The 15,666-nt window shown below is 72.3% G+C and carries 11 protein-coding genes and 1 pseudogene; 3 read left to right on the plus strand and 9 right to left on the minus strand.

The genetic code is table 11. The features are described 5' to 3' along the window. Window positions 1-270 precede the first annotated feature (270 nt). From N7925_RS09565 to N7925_RS09575, 3 genes are all read right to left on the minus strand, one after another. Window positions 271-1,038 carry an enoyl-CoA hydratase/isomerase family protein gene (locus N7925_RS09565; protein ID WP_274343620.1) on the minus strand — a complete coding sequence of 256 codons (768 nt, stop codon included), beginning with the start codon at window positions 1,036-1,038 and terminating at the stop codon, window positions 271-273. A 95-nt stretch (window positions 1,039-1,133) separates the two neighbouring features. Continuing rightward, window positions 1,134-2,381, minus strand: a complete 1,248-nt coding sequence (locus tag N7925_RS09570) for a L,D-transpeptidase (protein ID WP_274343621.1) — start codon at window positions 2,379-2,381, stop codon at window positions 1,134-1,136. Between the two features lie 216 nt (window positions 2,382-2,597). Further along, window positions 2,598-3,839 carry a L,D-transpeptidase gene (locus N7925_RS09575; protein ID WP_265599255.1) on the minus strand — a complete coding sequence of 414 codons (1,242 nt, stop codon included), beginning with the start codon at window positions 3,837-3,839 and terminating at the stop codon, window positions 2,598-2,600. 152 nt (window positions 3,840-3,991) lie between these two features. Here N7925_RS09575 and glgX point away from each other — a divergent pair, with 152 nt between their 5' ends. Then, window positions 3,992-6,250 (plus strand): glycogen debranching protein GlgX, encoded by a 2,259-nt coding sequence (glgX, locus tag N7925_RS09580; RefSeq protein WP_274343622.1) that lies wholly within the window; start codon window positions 3,992-3,994, stop codon window positions 6,248-6,250. A gap of 14 nt (window positions 6,251-6,264) precedes the next feature. On the opposite strand, the gene N7925_RS09585 is transcribed toward glgX, so the two are convergent. The 4 genes from N7925_RS09585 to N7925_RS09600 are packed head-to-tail and all read right to left on the minus strand — an operon-like array spanning window position 6,265 to window position 9,998. Then, entirely contained in the window at window positions 6,265-6,915 is a 651-nt protein-coding gene (locus tag N7925_RS09585; RefSeq protein ID WP_274343623.1) for a response regulator, read from the minus strand. Further along, window positions 6,912-8,264, minus strand: a complete 1,353-nt coding sequence (locus N7925_RS09590; protein ID WP_274343624.1) for a sensor histidine kinase — start codon at window positions 8,262-8,264, stop codon at window positions 6,912-6,914. The genes N7925_RS09585 and N7925_RS09590 overlap by 4 nt, the downstream gene beginning before the upstream one ends. 14 nt (window positions 8,265-8,278) lie before the next feature. After that, window positions 8,279-9,079: an ABC transporter permease gene (locus N7925_RS09595; protein ID WP_274343625.1), complete on the minus strand. Its 801-nt coding sequence runs from the start codon at window positions 9,077-9,079 to the stop codon at window positions 8,279-8,281. A gap of 1 nt (window position 9,080) precedes the next feature. Further along, window positions 9,081-9,998, minus strand: coding sequence for an ABC transporter ATP-binding protein (locus N7925_RS09600; RefSeq protein WP_274343626.1), 918 nt, complete (start codon window positions 9,996-9,998; stop codon window positions 9,081-9,083). A gap of 164 nt (window positions 9,999-10,162) precedes the next feature. On the opposite strand from N7925_RS09600, the gene N7925_RS09605 reads away from it, so the two are divergent. Both N7925_RS09605 and N7925_RS09610 read left to right on the plus strand, forming a co-directional pair. After that, window positions 10,163-12,127, plus strand: coding sequence for an ABC transporter ATP-binding protein (locus N7925_RS09605; RefSeq protein ID WP_274343627.1), 1,965 nt, complete (start codon window positions 10,163-10,165; stop codon window positions 12,125-12,127). Then, the gene (locus N7925_RS09610; RefSeq protein WP_274343628.1) at window positions 12,124-14,004 is read left to right on the plus strand and encodes an ABC transporter ATP-binding protein; all 1,881 of its coding nucleotides are present in this window, start codon (window positions 12,124-12,126) and stop codon (window positions 14,002-14,004) included. The genes N7925_RS09605 and N7925_RS09610 overlap by 4 nt, the downstream gene beginning before the upstream one ends. 78 nt (window positions 14,005-14,082) lie before the next feature. On the opposite strand, the pseudogene N7925_RS09615 reads toward N7925_RS09610, so the two are convergent. Then, a pseudogene (locus tag N7925_RS09615) lies at window positions 14,083-14,307 on the minus strand (isochorismatase family protein); the annotation flags it as partial. Window positions 14,308-14,503: 196 nt separating this feature from the next. Continuing rightward, window positions 14,504-15,655, minus strand: coding sequence for an FAD-dependent oxidoreductase (locus N7925_RS09625; protein WP_274343629.1), 1,152 nt, complete (start codon window positions 15,653-15,655; stop codon window positions 14,504-14,506). Between the last annotated feature and the right edge of the window lie 11 nt (window positions 15,656-15,666).

Below are 15,666 nucleotides of genomic sequence, written 5' to 3' on the forward strand. Positions count from 1 at the left end.
CACGCATCGCCCCCCGGGGCCGTTCCGGAGGAATCCGCACCCCGGAACAGCCCATGACACAGAAGGCATTTGGCATATGCCTCTGGCAGAACAGTTCCGCGAACGGCCCCTCTGAGCTGCGGTGATGCCCTTCCCGACGAGGGCTGCCCGGCCAAGGACAGCTCCGGGCCTTAAGGTTGCCTTAAGGTCCGGATAATCCGCTCTGACGGATGAACTCCCCGCGCGAGGCCCACCCGAGGCGACTACCGGGCCACCCGTCCTGACTACCGGTCAGACGAACGTGGCCTTCCCCGGGCCCTCCTCGACGAAGCTGCGCATGCCCCGCTCGCGGTCCTCGGTGGCGAACAGACCGGAGAACCAGTTCCGCTCGATCGTGAGCCCGGTGTCGATGTCCGTCTCCAGCCCGGCGTCGATCGACTCCTTGGCCGCGCGCAGGGCCAGCGCGGGCCCCTTGGCCAGCTTGGCGGCCCAGGCGTGCGCCTGCTCGTGGACCTCGGCGGCCGGGACCACCCGGTCGACCAGACCCAGCGTCAGCGCTTCCTCGGCCTTGACCATGCGGCCGGTGAAGATGAGGTCCTTGGCCCGGGAGGGGCCGATCAGCCGGGCGAGCCGCTGCGTGCCGCCCGCGCCCGGGATCAGGCCGAGGAGGATCTCCGGCTGGCCGAGCCTGGCGTCGTCCGCGGCGATCCGGAAGTCGGCGCAGAGCGCCAGTTCGCAGCCGCCGCCGAGCGCGTAGCCGGTGACGGCGGCCACGACCGGCTTGGGGATGCGGGCGACGGCGGTGAAGGCGTCCTGGAGGCCCTTGGAGCGGAGGACCATCGCCGTGTGGTCCATCGCCTGCATCTCCTTGATGTCCGCGCCCGCCGCGAACACCTTCTCGCCGCCGTAGAGGATCACCGACCGCACGTCCTCGCGCCGGGTCGCCTCCTCGGCCAGCTCCCGCAGCCGGTCCTGGATCGCCACGTCCAGGGCGTTCATGGGCGGCCGGTCCAGGAGGATCGTGCCGACGCCGTCGCATACTTCGAGGGTCACAGTCATGGAGGCAGGTTAGACCCACCGGAAATGGGCGGGCCCGGTGCCGTTGGTCACAGCACCGGGCCCGCCGGGTCGGTCGGGGAGCGGAAGGGAAGGGGCTACTTCTTCCACTCCTCCCAGTCCATGTTCCAGCCGTTGAGGCCGTTGTCGGGCTGGATGGTCTTGTCGTGGGAGTTCTTCACGATGACCACGTCGCCGATCAGCGACTTGTCGTAGAACCAGGCCGCCGGCGTCTGGTTGTCGTAGCCGCCGCGCACGTCCCGCAGCCCGACGCAGCCGTGGCTGGTGTTGCTGTTGCCGAAGATGGAGGAGGCGCCCCAGTAGTTGCCGTGCAGGAAGGTGCCCGACGTGGACAGCCGCATGGCGTGCGGCACGTCCTTGATGTCGTACTCGCCGCCGAAGCCGACGGTGTCGCCGTTCATCCGGGTCACCTTGAGCTTCTCGCTGATGACCATCTGACCGTTGTACGTGGTCGTCGCCGGGGCGCCCGCGGAGATCGGAATGTCCTTGATCTGCTTGCCGTCGCGGACCACCTTCATCCGCTTCGCGCGAGCGTCGACGGTGGAGACCTGGCTGCGGCCGATGGTGAACGACACCTTCTTGGCCTGCTTGCCGTAGACGCCCGGCCGGCCCTCGACGCCGTCGAGGTTGAGGTCGACGGTCACCTTGGTGCCCGCCGCCCAGTACTTCTCCGGGCGGAAGTCGAGGCGGTCGTTGCCGAACCAGTGGCCCTCGATCTCGACGGCCGGCTCGGCCGTCACCTTGATCGCCCGCTCCACCGCGTCGGGGTCGGTGATGCCCCGGGTGAAGTTGATGGAGACCGGCATGCCGACCCCGACGGTCGACCCGTCCTCCGGCGTGTAGTGCCCGATGAAGGTGTTCGCCGGGACGAGCGTGGTGAAGGTGGTGTCCTTCGCCGACTCACGTCCCTCCGCGTCCTTCGCCACCGCGTGCACCGCGTACTTCGTGGCGGCGGCGAGGTGCCGCTCGGGCGTCCAGCTCGCGCCGTCGGCCGCGATCTCGCCCTCGATCTCGTTGCCCTTGGGGTCGGAGACCTTCACCGTGGTCAGCTTGCCCTGCGTGGCGCCGATCTTCAGCGCGCCGCTGGTCGCCACGGACTCCGCACCGTCCTTGGGCGCGATGGTCACCACCGCCTGCGAGGCGGTCGTGTCCTCCTTCTTCGCGCTGCCCGCCGGCCCCTTCGTGTCCCCCGCGCCGGTGCCACTGCCGCCGCACGCCGTCACCAGCAACAGCAGCGCTCCCAGAACCAGGGCCAGAAGCCCCGGCCCGCCGCGCCGCTTCCCGCTCGCCCCGGCCGATGCCCCCGATATCGGCTGCCCGTTCACTGTGGTCGTCTCCCCTCGCAGGGCCCGGCTCCCGCCAAGGCCCGCACCCCCGCGCGCCGAACATGCGCGCCGCCGCAAGATAATCACATCGCGAGCGGGGTGAACTCCCTCCGGAATGTCACCGTTCCGTACCAGTGGTCCGGGGAGCTGTGCAGGTGGCGCGGGGTGCCGGGGCGGAGCGGCGGGGTGCGGGCGGAACGCGACGGGTCCGGGGGCTCACCGCAGGGCGGAGCCGGCCTTCCACTTCTTCCAGCCGAGGTTCCAGCCGCTGAGCCCGTTGTCCGGTGCGACCTTCTTGTCCTTCGAGTTGACCACCTCGACCACGTCGCCGATCAGGGTCCGGTCGAAGAACCAGCCGCCGGGCGTGGAGCCGCTGCCGCCCTTGGCGTCGCGCAGCCCGACGCAGCCGTGGCTGACGTTCTCCTCGCCGAAGACGGACTCGTCGGCCCAGTAGTTGCCGTGCAGGAAGGTGCCGGACTCGGTGAGCCGGATCGCGTGCGGCACGTCCTTGATGTCGTACTCACCCCTGCCCTTCTTGTCCGTGAAGCCGACCGTGGCCCCGTTCATCCGGGTCACCTCGTGCATCTCGGTGACCACCATCTTCCCGTTGTACGTCGTCGTCTTCGGCGCCCCCGCGGTGATCGGGACCGTGTCCACGAGCTCGCCGTCCCGGCGCACCTCCATGGTCTTCTCCTCCGCGTCGACCAGGGAGACCTGGGAGCGGCCGACCGTGAAGACGACTCTCTTGTCCTGGCTGCCGTAGACCCCCGGGGCCCCCTCGACGTCGCGCAGCCCGATGTCGACGGTGACCTCGGTGCCCGGCTTCCAGTACGTCTTGGGGCGGAAGTCGAGCCGGTCCTTGCCGAACCAGTGGCCGGCGACCTCCACCACCGGGTCGGACGTCACCCGGATGGCCTTCTCCACCGCGGCCCGGTCGGCGATCGGGCGGTTGAAGGAGAAGGAGACGATCATGCCGGTGCCGACGGTGGAGCGGTTCTCCGGTTTGAAGTACCCGATGAAGCGGTGCTCGGGGACGAGCGTGGTGAACGTGGAGTGCCGGGCGGAGCGGCGGCCCGCCCCGTCCACGGCCACCGCGTCGATGCTGTACTTCGCCGCGAGGGCGAGCCGTCCCGCGGCCCGCTCCGGCTTCCAGGACCTCCCGTCGTCGGTGATGCGCCCGGCCACCGTCTGCTGCTGCGCGTCCTCGATCCGCATGACCTTCACGCTCTCCAGCCGCCCGTCGGGGACCTTCACCGCGATGCGGGTCTCCTCGTCGACGTCCTCGGCGCCGTCCTCGGGGAAGACGCTGATCGCGTCGCCGGAGGATCGCGCCTTGCCGTTGAACACGGCGTCCCGGGCTTCGGTGCAGCCGGTCAGAAGGGCCAGCACGGTCAGCAGTCCTGCCCATGTCAGCACGGCGGCCGAGCCGGCCCGTGCGCTCTTCGCTGTCTGGTTCACGCTCCCCCCAACGACAAGGGCCGGTCGGGGGAAACGTGAGTGCGGGCCGTCCGGTGGGCAGAACAGAGGGGAGGACTACCCGAAGAGGCCGTGGCCGGGACGCCGCGCGCCCCTCGCAGGTGCCCGTCCCACGAGCCGCGGGAGGCGACACGGTGTCCAGCGCAGCCGAGCAGGAGGCAGTACAGAACCGGGAGGCGGTGGCGGGCGCCGGGGCGGAGATCGCGGAGGCCCGCCGCGCCGACGCCGCCCGGGCCGGGGTGTCGTCCCCCGCCGTCTGGCCCGGGGCCCCGATGCCGCTGGGGGCCCGCTTCCGGGTCGGCCCGGACGGGGTGGCGGGGACCAACTTCGCGCTGTGGGCGGGCGGGGCGGAGGCGGTCGAGCTGTGCCTCTTCGACGAGCGGGACGCGGAGACCCGCTGTCCGCTGACCGAACTGACCCATGAGATCTGGCACGGCTTCGTCCCCGGGGTGCGGCCGGGCCGGCGTTACGGCTACCGGGTGCACGGCCGCTGGGACCCGTGGACGGGCGCCCGCTGGAACGCGGCGAAGCTGCTCCTGGACCCGTACGCCCGTGCGGTCGACGGGACCTTCGCCCTGCCGCCGGAGGTCTACGGACACGTACGCGACTGGCCGGACCAGCATGTGGCCGACACCGTGCGGGACGACCGGGACTCGGCGCCCTTCGTGCCCAAGGGCGTCGTCGTCCGCGACGACGACGACTGGGTGGAGGACCGCCGCCCCAAGACCCCGTGGGCGGACTCCGTCATCTACGAGCTGCACGTGCGCGGCTTCACCAAGCTGCACCCCGACATCCCGCCCGAGCTGCGCGGCACGTACGCGGGGCTCGCGCACCCGGCCGCGATCGAGCACCTGACGCGGCTCGGGGTGAGCGCCGTCGAACTGCTCCCGGTGCACCAGTTCGCCCACGAGGACCATCTCCTGCGGCGCGGGCTGCGCAACCACTGGGGCTACAACTCCATCGGCTACTTCGCCCCGCACGCCGGCTACTCCGCCTCCGGGACGGCGGGCCAGCAGGTCGGCGAGTTCAAGCGGATGGTGCACGCGCTGCACGAGGCCGGGATCGAGGTGATCCTCGACGTCGTCTACAACCACACCGCGGAGGCGGGCGAGCTGGGCCCGATGCTGTCACTGCGCGGCATCGACAACCGGGGCTACTACCGGCTGCGGGACGACCCGCGCCGATACGCCGACTACACCGGCTGCGGCAACACGCTGCACGTGGTGCAGCCGCAGGTGCTGCGGCTCATCACCGACTCGCTGCGCTACTGGGTCACCGAGATGGGCGTCGACGGCTTCCGCTTCGACCTGGCGGCGGCGCTGGCCCGCTCGATGCACGACGTCGACATGCTCTCCCCGTTCCTCGCGGTGATCGCCCAGGACCCGGTGCTGCGCCGGGTCAAGCTCATCGCCGAACCGTGGGACGTGGGCAACGGCGGCTACCAGGTGGGAGCCTTCCCTCCCCTCTGGACGGAGTGGAACGACCGCTACCGCGACGCGGTGCGCGACTTCTGGCGCGGCGCGCTCCCCGACGTACGGGATCTCGGCTACCGGCTGACCGGCTCCAGCGACCTGTACGCCTGGGGCGGCCGCCGCCCGTACGCCTCGGTCAACTTCGTCACCGCGCACGACGGCTTCACCCTGCGCGACCTGGTCAGTTACGAGCGGAAGCACAACGAGGCCAACGGGGAGGGCAACCGGGACGGGACGAACGACAACCGGGCGTGGAACTGCGGGGCGGAGGGGGAGAGCGACGACCCGGGGATCAACGCGCTGCGCCGCCGTCAGCTCCGTAACCTGCTGACCACCCTGCTGCTCTCCACCGGGGTGCCGATGCTGGTGGCGGGCGACGAGATGGGCCGGACGCAGGGCGGCAACAACAACGCCTACTGCCAGGACAACGAGACCGGCTGGCTGGACTGGTCGCTCCTGAAGGAGCCCGCGTGGCGGGAGCTGACCGAGCTGACGGCCCGGGTGCTGACGCTTCGCCGGGCCCATCCGGTGCTGCGCCGCCGCGCGTTCTTCTCCGGCCGGGCACAGGCCCCGGACGGACTGCGGGACCTGGCGTGGTTCGCCCGGGACGGCCGGGAGATGACGGAGGGCGACTGGTACGCACCGGCGGCCACGCTCGGGCTGTACCTCTCGGGCCGGGACATCCCGGGGCGGGACGCGCGGGGCGAGCCGGTCACCGACGACAGCTTCCTGGCGGTCCTGCACGCGGGCGCGGAGCCGACGGTCTTCGCCCTGCCGGGAGCGCCGTGGGCCATCGCCTACGAACTGGTCCTGGACACCTCGCGGGAGGAGCAGGCCGAGGCTCCCGGCACGGTCCTGGACGGCGGTGCGGAGATGGCGGTGCCGGCCCGTTCGGTGCTGCTGCTGCGGGTGACGGCGTAGGGGGAGGGCCCGGATCAGCCGAGGATGCCCCGGTCGTAGCCGACGGCGACGGCCGCGGCCCGGTCCTTGGCGCCCAGCTTGGCGAAGATGTGGGTGAGGTGGGTCTTCACGGTCGCCTCGCTGATGAACAGCTCGGCGGCGATCTCCCGGTTGGTGGTGCCCCGCGCCACCAGGACCAGCACCTCGCGCTCGCGGGCCGACAGGGAGGCCCCGGCGGGGTCGGCGGGGGTGCGGACCCGGGTCATCAGCCGGGAGGCGACGGCGGGCGACAGGACACCGCGCCCGTCGGCGGCGGCCCGGACGGCCGCGAACAGCTCCTCGCGCGGGGCGTCCTTGAGGAGGTAGCCGGTCGCGCCCGCCTCGATCGCGGGCAGGGTGTCGGAGTCGGTGTCGTACGTGGTCAGCACCAGGACCTTCGAGCGGGCGCCGCGCCGGGTCAGCTCCGCGATGGCCGCCACTCCCCCGCCGCCGGGCATCCTCAGGTCCATCAGGACGACGTCGGGGTCGAGGCGCTCGACGACCGCGAGGGCGTCCACGCCGTTCGCCGCCTCGCCGAGGACCTCGAATCCGGGTGCGGCGGCGAACATGCCCCGCAGCCCGTCCCGGACGACCGGGTGGTCATCGACGACGACGAGGCTGATGCTGCGGGCGGTGGTCTCGGTCATGACCGCACCGTACGGCGAGCCGCCGGAGGTGTCCGGCCAGGGGCCGCCGCGGTGCTGTTCACGGGGTGCCTGACCAGGGGGACCCTGGCCGAAACCGCCGTGCCGCCGCCCGGTTCCGACTCCACCTCGACCGCGCCCGCGATCCGCTCGGCGCGAGCCCGCATCCCGCCGAGGCCGAAGCCGCCGGTGCGGTCGGCCGGAGTGGCGGCGGCGAGGTCGAAGCCGCGCCCGTCGTCCCGTACGTCCAGGGTCAGTTCGTCGTCCATGAAGGACAGCGTCACCCCGACCCGGGAGGCTCCGGAGTGCCGCCCGGCGTTGGCGAGGGCCTCGCCCGCGATGCGCAGCAGGGTGGCGGCGATCTCGTCGTGGACCGGTTCGACGGTGCCGGTGACGGTGAAGTCGGACCGTACGCGGTGCTGTTCGGCCCAGTCGGCGACGGTCTTCTTCAGCGCTCCGGCCAACTCGTCGTGCTCCAGGGCGACGGGGGCGAGGTTGTGCACGGAGCGGCGGGCCTCGCCGAGGCTGTGACGGGCGAGCGCGGCGGCCCGCTCCAGGTGGCCGCGGGCGGTTGCCGGATCGCGGTCCGTCAGGGAGGTGACGACCTGGAGCTGGGCGATGATCCCGGTGAGCCCCTGGGCGAGGGTGTCGTGGATCTCGGCGGCGAGCCGCCGCCGCTCGTCGTCGACCCCGGCCTCCCGGGCCTGGACGAGGAGTTGGGCGTGCAGGGCCGCGTTCTCCGCCATGGCCTCCTCCAGCCGGAGGTTGGTGCGCTCCAGCTCGGCGATGGTCTCGACCTGGATCCGGGCCTTCTCCTCCTCCCGCATCCCGACGTACCAGAAGAAGAGGGCGAGGGTGGCGTTGACGATGTAGAGCACGCAGAAGGCGACCCAGTTCAGCAACGAGGCGGGCGGCAGTCCCCCGCTCTGCGAACCGGCCAGGGTGACGGCGGTGGTGAGCAGCCCGACGCGGACGAAGCGCTTCGGCAGCAGAGGCTCGACGTCGAAGTAGTTGAGCGCCGCGTAGATCGCGAAGAAGGGGTTGAGCCAGGACAGCCCGAAGGCCAGGATGGTCCGGGCCCCGTAGTAGGCCACCCCGGCCGGGGCGCCCGGAGCGGTACGCGGGCGGGCCCGGCCCCACCAGAGCTGGAGCCCGTACGCAGCGACGGCCAGGGCGCCGGCCACGTACATCTCGGCACGGGTCATGATCAGGTCGGCGGCGACGGCCCCGACGAGGACGGACAGGGTGAGGACGGCGTGGGGGCCGTACCGGTAGAACTGCTCCCAGCGGTCCTCTATGGTGCGGGGCCCTGTCGCACCCGACGGGTACGAGGAGCGGGGCGGCAACGTCATTCCGGCAGTCTCCGTCACTGCCACCGGAAGAGTCGAGCGGCCGCGATGCCGAGAGCCGCGGTCCACAGGGCGAGGACCAGGAGGTGGATCCAGCCCGGCCAGCTCCCGGACGCGGCCTGCTCCAGCGCCTGGGAGGCGGCCCCCAGCGGGGTGATCTCCACGATGCGGCGCAGGGCGTCGGGCATCGTCTGGACGGGCAGCCACACCCCGGCGCTGAACATCATCACGAGGTAGGTGCCCGTGCCGAACGCGGTGGCCGCCTTCGTCGTCCGGGACAGGGCGCAGATCATGGAGCCCAGGGTCAGCACGGCGGCGACGGCGAGCAGCAGCGCCAGCAGATAGCCGGGGAGCTGTTCGGGCAGCGCGACCCCGTAGGCGATCCGGCCGACGACGGTGACGAGGAGCGCGGAGGCGAGGCAGGCCGCGCCGTGCAGCAGGATCTGGGCCCAGAGCAGGGCGGAGGGCCGCACCGGGGTGGTGGACATCCGGCGCAGGATTCCGCGCTCGCGGTAGGCGGTGAGGACCGGCGGCATCGCCTGGACCGCCGCCGTGATCATGGCGAGCAGGATCGAGATGGGGACGTACAGGTCGATGACGCGCCGTCCGCCGAGGTCGTCCTGTGCCTCCGTGAAGGCGGGGATGAAGCCGAGGATCACCAGAAGAACGGAGGGGAAGGCGAAGATCCAGAACAGGTTGCCCGGTTCGCGGAGGAAGAGCTGGCTCTCGGCGATCAGGACGGCGGCCGCGGGGCCGCGTCGCCGGGCGCCGCGGGGCCCGGGGGCGGTGGCCGGTGCGGTGGTGGTCTCGGTCGGCATGTCAGAGGTCCTGTCCGGTGAGGTCGAGGAAGGCTTCGTCGAGGCTGGTCTCGGTGATGCGCAGCCGCTGGGCGGTGACGCCGAGTTCGGCGAGCAGGGCGACGAACGGGGTGACCGTCTCGTCGGTGCCGTGCAGCGTGAGCGCCCCCTCGCGGTCGGGCGGGGTCACGGTCACGACGCCGGGAAGCGCGGTGAGCCGGGTGAGGTCGGGGCCGATGAGCGCCCGGGAGGGGACGAAGGAGACGACGGTGGAGCCCGTGGCCTGCCGGATCAGCCCTGCCGGGGTGTCCAGGGCGACGACCCTGCCCCGGTCGATGACGGCGATCCGGTCGCAGAGGCGCTGGGCCTCCTCCATGAAGTGGGTGACGAGCAGGACGGTCACCCCGCCGTCACGGATCTCCTCGATGAGCTTCCAGGTGTCGCGCCGGGCGCGCGGGTCGAGGCCGGTGGTCAGCTCGTCGAGCACGACGACCTTCGGGTTGCCGATCAGGGCGAGGGCGATGAACAGGCGCTGCTTCTGGCCGCCGGAGAGCTTGGCAAAGCGGGTGGTGAGCCGGTCCGCCAGTCCGAGCCGGTCCGCGAGCGGCCGCCAGTCGGCGGGGGCCGGATAGAAGGCGGTGTACAGCTCCAGCGCCTCCCGTACGGTCAGTTTGGCCTGGAGGTCGCTCTCCTGGAGCTGGGCGCCGAGCAGTCGCGTCACCCGGTCGTGGTCGGCGACGGGGTCGAGCCCGGCGACCTTGATGGTGCCCGCGTCGGGGAGGCGCAGGCCCTCCACGCATTCGACGGTGGTGGTCTTGCCCGCCCCGTTGGGGCCGAGGATGCCGAAGATCTCCCCCTCGTCGACGGAGAAGGAGACGCCGTCGACCACGGCACGGCCGGCGTAGGTCTTGCGTACCCCGTTGACTTCGATGATTGCCATGTCCACCAGGGTTCCGGCGGGCGGGCGCGGGCGGTATCCGCCGTCACGCTCGACGGCGCATCAGCCGATCGGTTGACCCGGAGTACGACCGCCGCCGCGGGCGAGTCCGGCACGGCGGAAATTGGCAGGACCGATGTCAGTGGTGAAACGTAAAGTCGCCCCTGATGCCCAAAAAGCCTGCCGAGCGCACGGACCGGTCCGCCGTGCGCTCCCTCCTGCGCCTGTGGCCCTATGTCCGACCCGTGCGGGTGCGCCTGTTCACGGCCGCCCTCGTGGCGATCCTGGCGTCCTGCCTGGGGCTGGTGATCCCGCTGGTCCTGAAGTGGATGGTGGACGGTCCCGTCGCCGGCCGCGATCCGGGCGGGGTGTGGCTGGGGGCGCTGTACCTGCTGGTGCTGGGCATCGCCGAGGCGCTGCTGTTCGGGCTCCGGCGGTGGCTGGTGGCGCGCCCGCTGGCCGGGGTCGAGGCGTCGATGCGGGCGGATCTCTACCGCCATCTGCAACGGCTGCCGGTCGCGTTCCACGACCGCTGGGCCTCGGGTCAGCTGCTGTCGCGCGGGACGACGGACCTGATGCTGCTCCGGATGTTCCTGGCGTTCCCGCTGACCTTCCTGGTCGTCAACGCGGCCACGATCCTGGTCGGGTTCGTCATCCTGTTCGCCCAGGACTGGACGCTCGGCCTGGTTCTGCTGGCGCCCGCGGTGCCGCTGATGATCCTGTGCTCGCTGTTCGAGACGGAGTACTCGGTGGTCGCGCGCCGGGCCCAGGACCAGGTCGGCGACCTCACCACGGTCGTCGAGGAGAGCGTGCTGGGCATCCGCATCGTCAAGGGCTTCGGCCGACACCGCAGTCAGGCGCGGGCGTTCCGGGCGATGTCGCACCGGCTGCGCACCACGGAGCTGGGCAAGGCCCGGCTGCTCGCCGGGATCTGGGCGCTGATCACCGCCATCCCGGAGTTGGCGATCGGAGCGGCGCTGGTGCTCGGCACCATCCAGGTGGCGGACGGGACGCTGTCCGCGGGCACGCTGGTGGCGTTCCTGTCCACGGCGCTCGCCCTGCGCTGGCCGGTGGAGTCGATCGGCTTCCTGCTGGCGATGAGCCAGGAGTCGGCGACCGCGACCGACCGGTATTTCGAGGTGATGGACGTGGCGGAGGAGCCCGGGGCCGTCGCCGTACGGGAGGGCGCGCCGGACACCGCCCCGGGGATGGTGTTCGAGGGCGTCGAGTTCCGCTACCCGGACGCGGACCCGGGCTCGCCGCCGGTCCTCGCCGGGATCGATCTGCACATCCGGCCCGGTGAGACGCTGGCCCTGGTCGGGGGTACGGGGTCGGGCAAGACGACGCTCACCGCCTTGGTGCCCCGGCTGCACGAGGTGACCGGCGGGCGGATCACGCTGGACGGCGAGGACATCGCCACGATGGAGCGCTCCCGGCTGCGGGAGCTGGTCTCGGTGGCGTTCGAGGAGCCGACGCTGTTCTCCGCGACGGTCGGCGAGAACGTGACGATGGGCGCGGCGGACGCGGACGAGCAACAGGTGCGGCGGGCGCTGTCGGTGGCCCAGGCCGACTTCGTGCACCGGTTGCCCCAGGGGCTGGACACCGAGGTCGGCGAGCAGGGCCTGAGCCTGTCCGGCGGCCAGCGCCAGCGCCTCGCGCTGGCCCGCGCCGTGGTCGGGGAGCCGCGCTTCCTGGTGCTGGACGACCCGCTCTCCGCGCTGGACGTGCACACGGAGACGCTGGTGGAGGCCGCGCTGCGGCAGGTCCTGGAGCGGACGACCGCGGTGGTCGTGGCGCACCGCCCCTCCACGGTGATGCTGGCCGACCGGGTGGCGTTGCTGTCCGGGGGCCGGATCGCCGCGGTCGGCACGCATCAGGAGCTGTTGCGCGCCAACGCGGAGTACGCCTGGCTGATGTCGGGCGCGGGCGGCGAGCCCGCCGCACGGCCTCCCGCCGGCCCGGTGGACACGCCGGCCGAACCGGTGGACGCGTCCGCCGCACCAAGGGACACGCCCGCGACGCCGGTGGACGAGCCCGACGCACCGGTGGACGCGTCCACCGCACCGCCCCCGGCCACTCCGGTGAGCGCTCCCGTACAGCAGGTCCCCGCCGAGGAGGGCAGTGCCCGATGACCACGACCACCGACGACGCCTCGCTCCCGGCCGCCGACGACGACGGCCCGCCGTCGAGCCGGGTCGCGCCCGCGCCCGGGCGCGCGGACGACCCGTTCGACCGGGACGACCTGCCCGCGCCGCCCGGGGCGACCAGGGCGCTGCTGTTCTCGCTGCTGGCCCCGATGCGCGGCCGGGTCGCGGTGTCGGCCCTGCTCCTGCTCGTCCAGCAGGTCGCGATGCAGGCGGGCCCGCTGCTGGTGGCGTACGCCATCGACAGCGGGGTTCCGGCGTTCCGGGACCACGACTACGGGCCGCTGATCGCGGTCGCGATCGGCTACGCGGTGTGTTCGGTCGGCGCGGGCGTCCTCCAGTACGCCTTCATCCGGGCCGCGGCGCGGATCAACCAGGACGTGCTGCTCGACTTGCGGGGCCGGATCTTCCGGCACGCGCAGGCGCTCAGCGTCGACTTCCACGAGCGCTACACCTCGGGCCGGCTGATCTCGCGCTCCACGACGGATGTGGAGTCGCTGCGGGAGCTGCTGAGCGAAGGGCTCCAGGAACTGATCGGCGTGGTCCTGTCGTTCGTGTCGATCGCGTTGGTGCTGCTCTGGCTGGACCTGGGGATCGGCGCGATCGCCACGCTCTCCTTCGTACCGCTGTATCTGATGGTGCGCCTGTACCGGCGGCGGGCGTCCGTCGCGTTCGCGGCGCGGTCGACGGCGATCGCCACGGTGATCGTGAAGTTCGCGGAGACGATGAACGGCATCCGTCCGGTCCAGGCCTTCCGCCGCGAGCGGAGCAACGACACCGTGTTCACGGCGCTGAACACCCGCCACGAGCGGGCGAACGGCGACGCGATGCTGGAGATGGCCCGCTATGTCATCGGTTCACGGCTGATCGCGAACACGGCGGTGGCCGGGATGGTGCTCTGGGGCGCCTACCGGGTGGCGGACGGAACGCTGGCGCTCGGGGTGCTGGCGGCGGCGGTGCTGTATCTGCGCCGCCTGTACGACCCGATCGACCGGCTGGGGATGTTCCTCAACTCGTACGAGTCGGCGGCCGCTTCGCTGGCGAAGATCGCCGGTCTGCTGGCCCAGACGCCGAACGTCCCGGAGACCGACCGGCCGAAGGAACTGCCGCCACGCGCGGGCGGGCTCCCGGGCCGGGAGGTCACGTTCGACGGGGTGCGGTTCGCCTACCGTACGGGCGGCGAGGTGCTGCCCACGTTCGACCTGCACATCCCGGCGGGCCGGACGGTGGCGGTCGTCGGGTCCACGGGCGCGGGCAAGTCGACGCTGGCCAAGCTGCTGGCCCGCTTCTACGACCCGACCGAGGGCCGGGTCCTGCTGGACGGCACCGACCTGCGCGACCTGGACACCGCCGAGCTGCGCCGGGGCGTGGTGATGGTGACGCAGGAGGCGTTCCTGTTCTCCGGGACGGTCGCGGAGAACATCGCGATCGGCCGCCCGGACGCCACCCGCGAGGAGATCGAGCACGCCGCGAAGGCGATCGGCGCGCACGACTTCATCGCCGCCCTGCCGGACGGCTACGACACGGACGTACGCAAGCGGGGCGGGCGCATCTCGGCGGGCCAGCGGCAGTTGGTGGCGTTCGCCCGGGCCTTGCTGGCGAACCCGGCGGTGCTGATCCTGGACGAGGCGACCAGCTCCCTGGACGTCCCCGGCGAGCGGGCCGTGCAGCGGGCCATGGACACGGTGCTGCACGGCCGCACGGCGGTGGTGATCGCCCACCGGCTCTCCACGGTGGAGATCGCGGACCGGGTGCTGGTGATGGAGCACGGCCGGATCGTGGAGGACGGCGCACCCGCCGAACTGATCGGCGGGACGGGGCGGTTCGCGGGGCTGCACCGGACGTGGAAGGACAGCCTGGCCTGAGGGGAGGGTGATCCTCACTGCCGGAAAGAGCTGCCGCCTCCCCTCCTCACTGCCGGAAGGAGCTGCCACCTCCCCTCCTCACTCCCGGTCTCCTCGAAGAAGCCAGTCCTCGACCGCGACGACATCCGCCCACTGCGGGAACAGCTTCTCGGTGAGCATCCGGTGCACCTCGGGGTCGGTGTCGAGGCAGCCATCCGCCAGCACGGTGAGGCCGAAGTCCAGGTCGATGGCGCGCCACAGAGTGGCCAGCACTACAGCGCTGGTGGCGATGCCGGTGAGAACAAGGCTGTCGATATCGCGGGCCCCGCCAGCAAGCAGGCCCGGCAAGCCACGCACAAGCTGCACGAGGAGCAGCGCCTCCCCGGCACCGGCCCCGAGCGGAAGCAGGAGCTCCAGGAAAATCACTCCGCCTTGAGGGCCGGGTGCGATGCCGACGGGATGCGAACCCGCGGACGGGGCCGGGGCAGGCCCGGGCGAACGGATTCGCAGCCCCCGAAACTCAGCCCGGCAGCAGCCGCACCGCCGCGTCCCGCAGCCGGGTGCGCTCCGTGCTCATGAAGCGGTGCAGGGTCCGCGAGCCGAAGGCGGTCCGCTGGACGCTGCGGCGGCGTTCGCGGTCGTAGGCGCGCAGGGCGCCCTCGATGCCCGCGGGGCCCGGGGGCGCGGCGGCCAGCGCACGGCTCAGGGCGTCCGCGTCCAGGATCGCGGTACAGGCGCCCTGGCCGAGGTTGGGCGTCATGGCGTGGGCCGCGTCGCCGACCAGGGCGACGGGGACGGGCCGGGCGTCGGAGGACACACGGGAGGCAGCCCGGGTGCCGGAGGAGATACGGGAGGCGGGCCCGGCACCGAAGGAGGCGGGGGAGGCGGCCCGGGTGCCGGTGGAGACGAAAGTGGGCAGCGCCGGGTAGAGGTGGAGCATCTCGTAGCGGATCCAGGTGGCCGGGTCGGTGGCGTCCAGGATGCGCGGGATCGGGTCGTGCCAGCCGGCGAAGGAGGCGCGCAGTTTCTCGGCGGTTGTGGCCTCGGGCACGGTGGCGTACCAGTTGGTGCGGCCCGGTTCGACCGGGGTCATCCCGAAGAAGCGGCCGCTGCCCCAGGTCTCGCCGTGCACCGGGCTCTCGAGGTCGGCCACGCCGATCCAGGCGACGGTGCCGATCCTGCGGGGGCCGCTGCGGTCGCCGAAGCGGGCGGTGCGAACGGCGCTGCGGATGCCGTCGGCGCCGACCACCAGGTCCTGTCCGGCGGCCGGCGCGTCGAGGCCGGTGACCCGCTCGCCGAGCTTGAGCGGGACGTCGCCGAAGGCTTCGAGGGCGGCGAGCAGGGCGTCGAGCAAGCGGGACCGGGAGATGAGGAGTTCGGGGCGGCCCGCCCTGCGTTCGATCCGCTCCAGCGGGAGGCGGCCGATCGATGTCCCGTCCGGGGTGCGGATGTGCGCGTCGCGGTAGGGCACGGCGTGGTCGCGCAGCGCGTCACCCACGCCGAGCCGGTCGAGCGCGGACTGTGCGGTGGGGTGGATGCCGAAGGCCGCACCGTACCGCTCCAGTTCGGTGCGCCGCTCCAGCACCGTCACCGTCCAGCCCGCGCGGCGGAGTCCGATCGCGGTCGCCAGACCGCCGATGCCCGCGCCGACCACCGTCGCCGTTCCTGTCATGTCGCGCTCCC

It is taken from the genome of Streptomyces sp. CA-278952 (assembly GCF_028747205.1).
GTDB lineage: Bacteria > Actinomycetota > Actinomycetes > Streptomycetales > Streptomycetaceae > Streptomyces.

Excerpts from the sequence above, each read along its gene's own strand:
- N7925_RS09585 (WP_274343623.1), bottom strand. The coding sequence starts at position 6,915 with ATGACCGAGACCACCGCCCGCAGCATCAGCCTCGTCGTCGTCGATGAC.
- N7925_RS09605 (WP_274343627.1), top strand. The coding sequence starts at position 10,163 with ATGCCCAAAAAGCCTGCCGAGCGCACGGACCGGTCCGCCGTGCGCTCC.
- N7925_RS09595 (WP_274343625.1), bottom strand. The coding sequence starts at position 9,079 with ATGCCGACCGAGACCACCACCGCACCGGCCACCGCCCCCGGGCCCCGC.
- N7925_RS09625 (WP_274343629.1), bottom strand. The coding sequence starts at position 15,655 with ATGACAGGAACGGCGACGGTGGTCGGCGCGGGCATCGGCGGTCTGGCG.
- N7925_RS09565 (WP_274343620.1), bottom strand. The coding sequence starts at position 1,038 with ATGACTGTGACCCTCGAAGTATGCGACGGCGTCGGCACGATCCTCCTG.
- N7925_RS09610 (WP_274343628.1), top strand. The coding sequence starts at position 12,124 with ATGACCACGACCACCGACGACGCCTCGCTCCCGGCCGCCGACGACGAC.
- N7925_RS09590 (WP_274343624.1), bottom strand. The coding sequence starts at position 8,264 with ATGACGTTGCCGCCCCGCTCCTCGTACCCGTCGGGTGCGACAGGGCCC.
- N7925_RS09600 (WP_274343626.1), bottom strand. The coding sequence starts at position 9,998 with ATGGCAATCATCGAAGTCAACGGGGTACGCAAGACCTACGCCGGCCGT.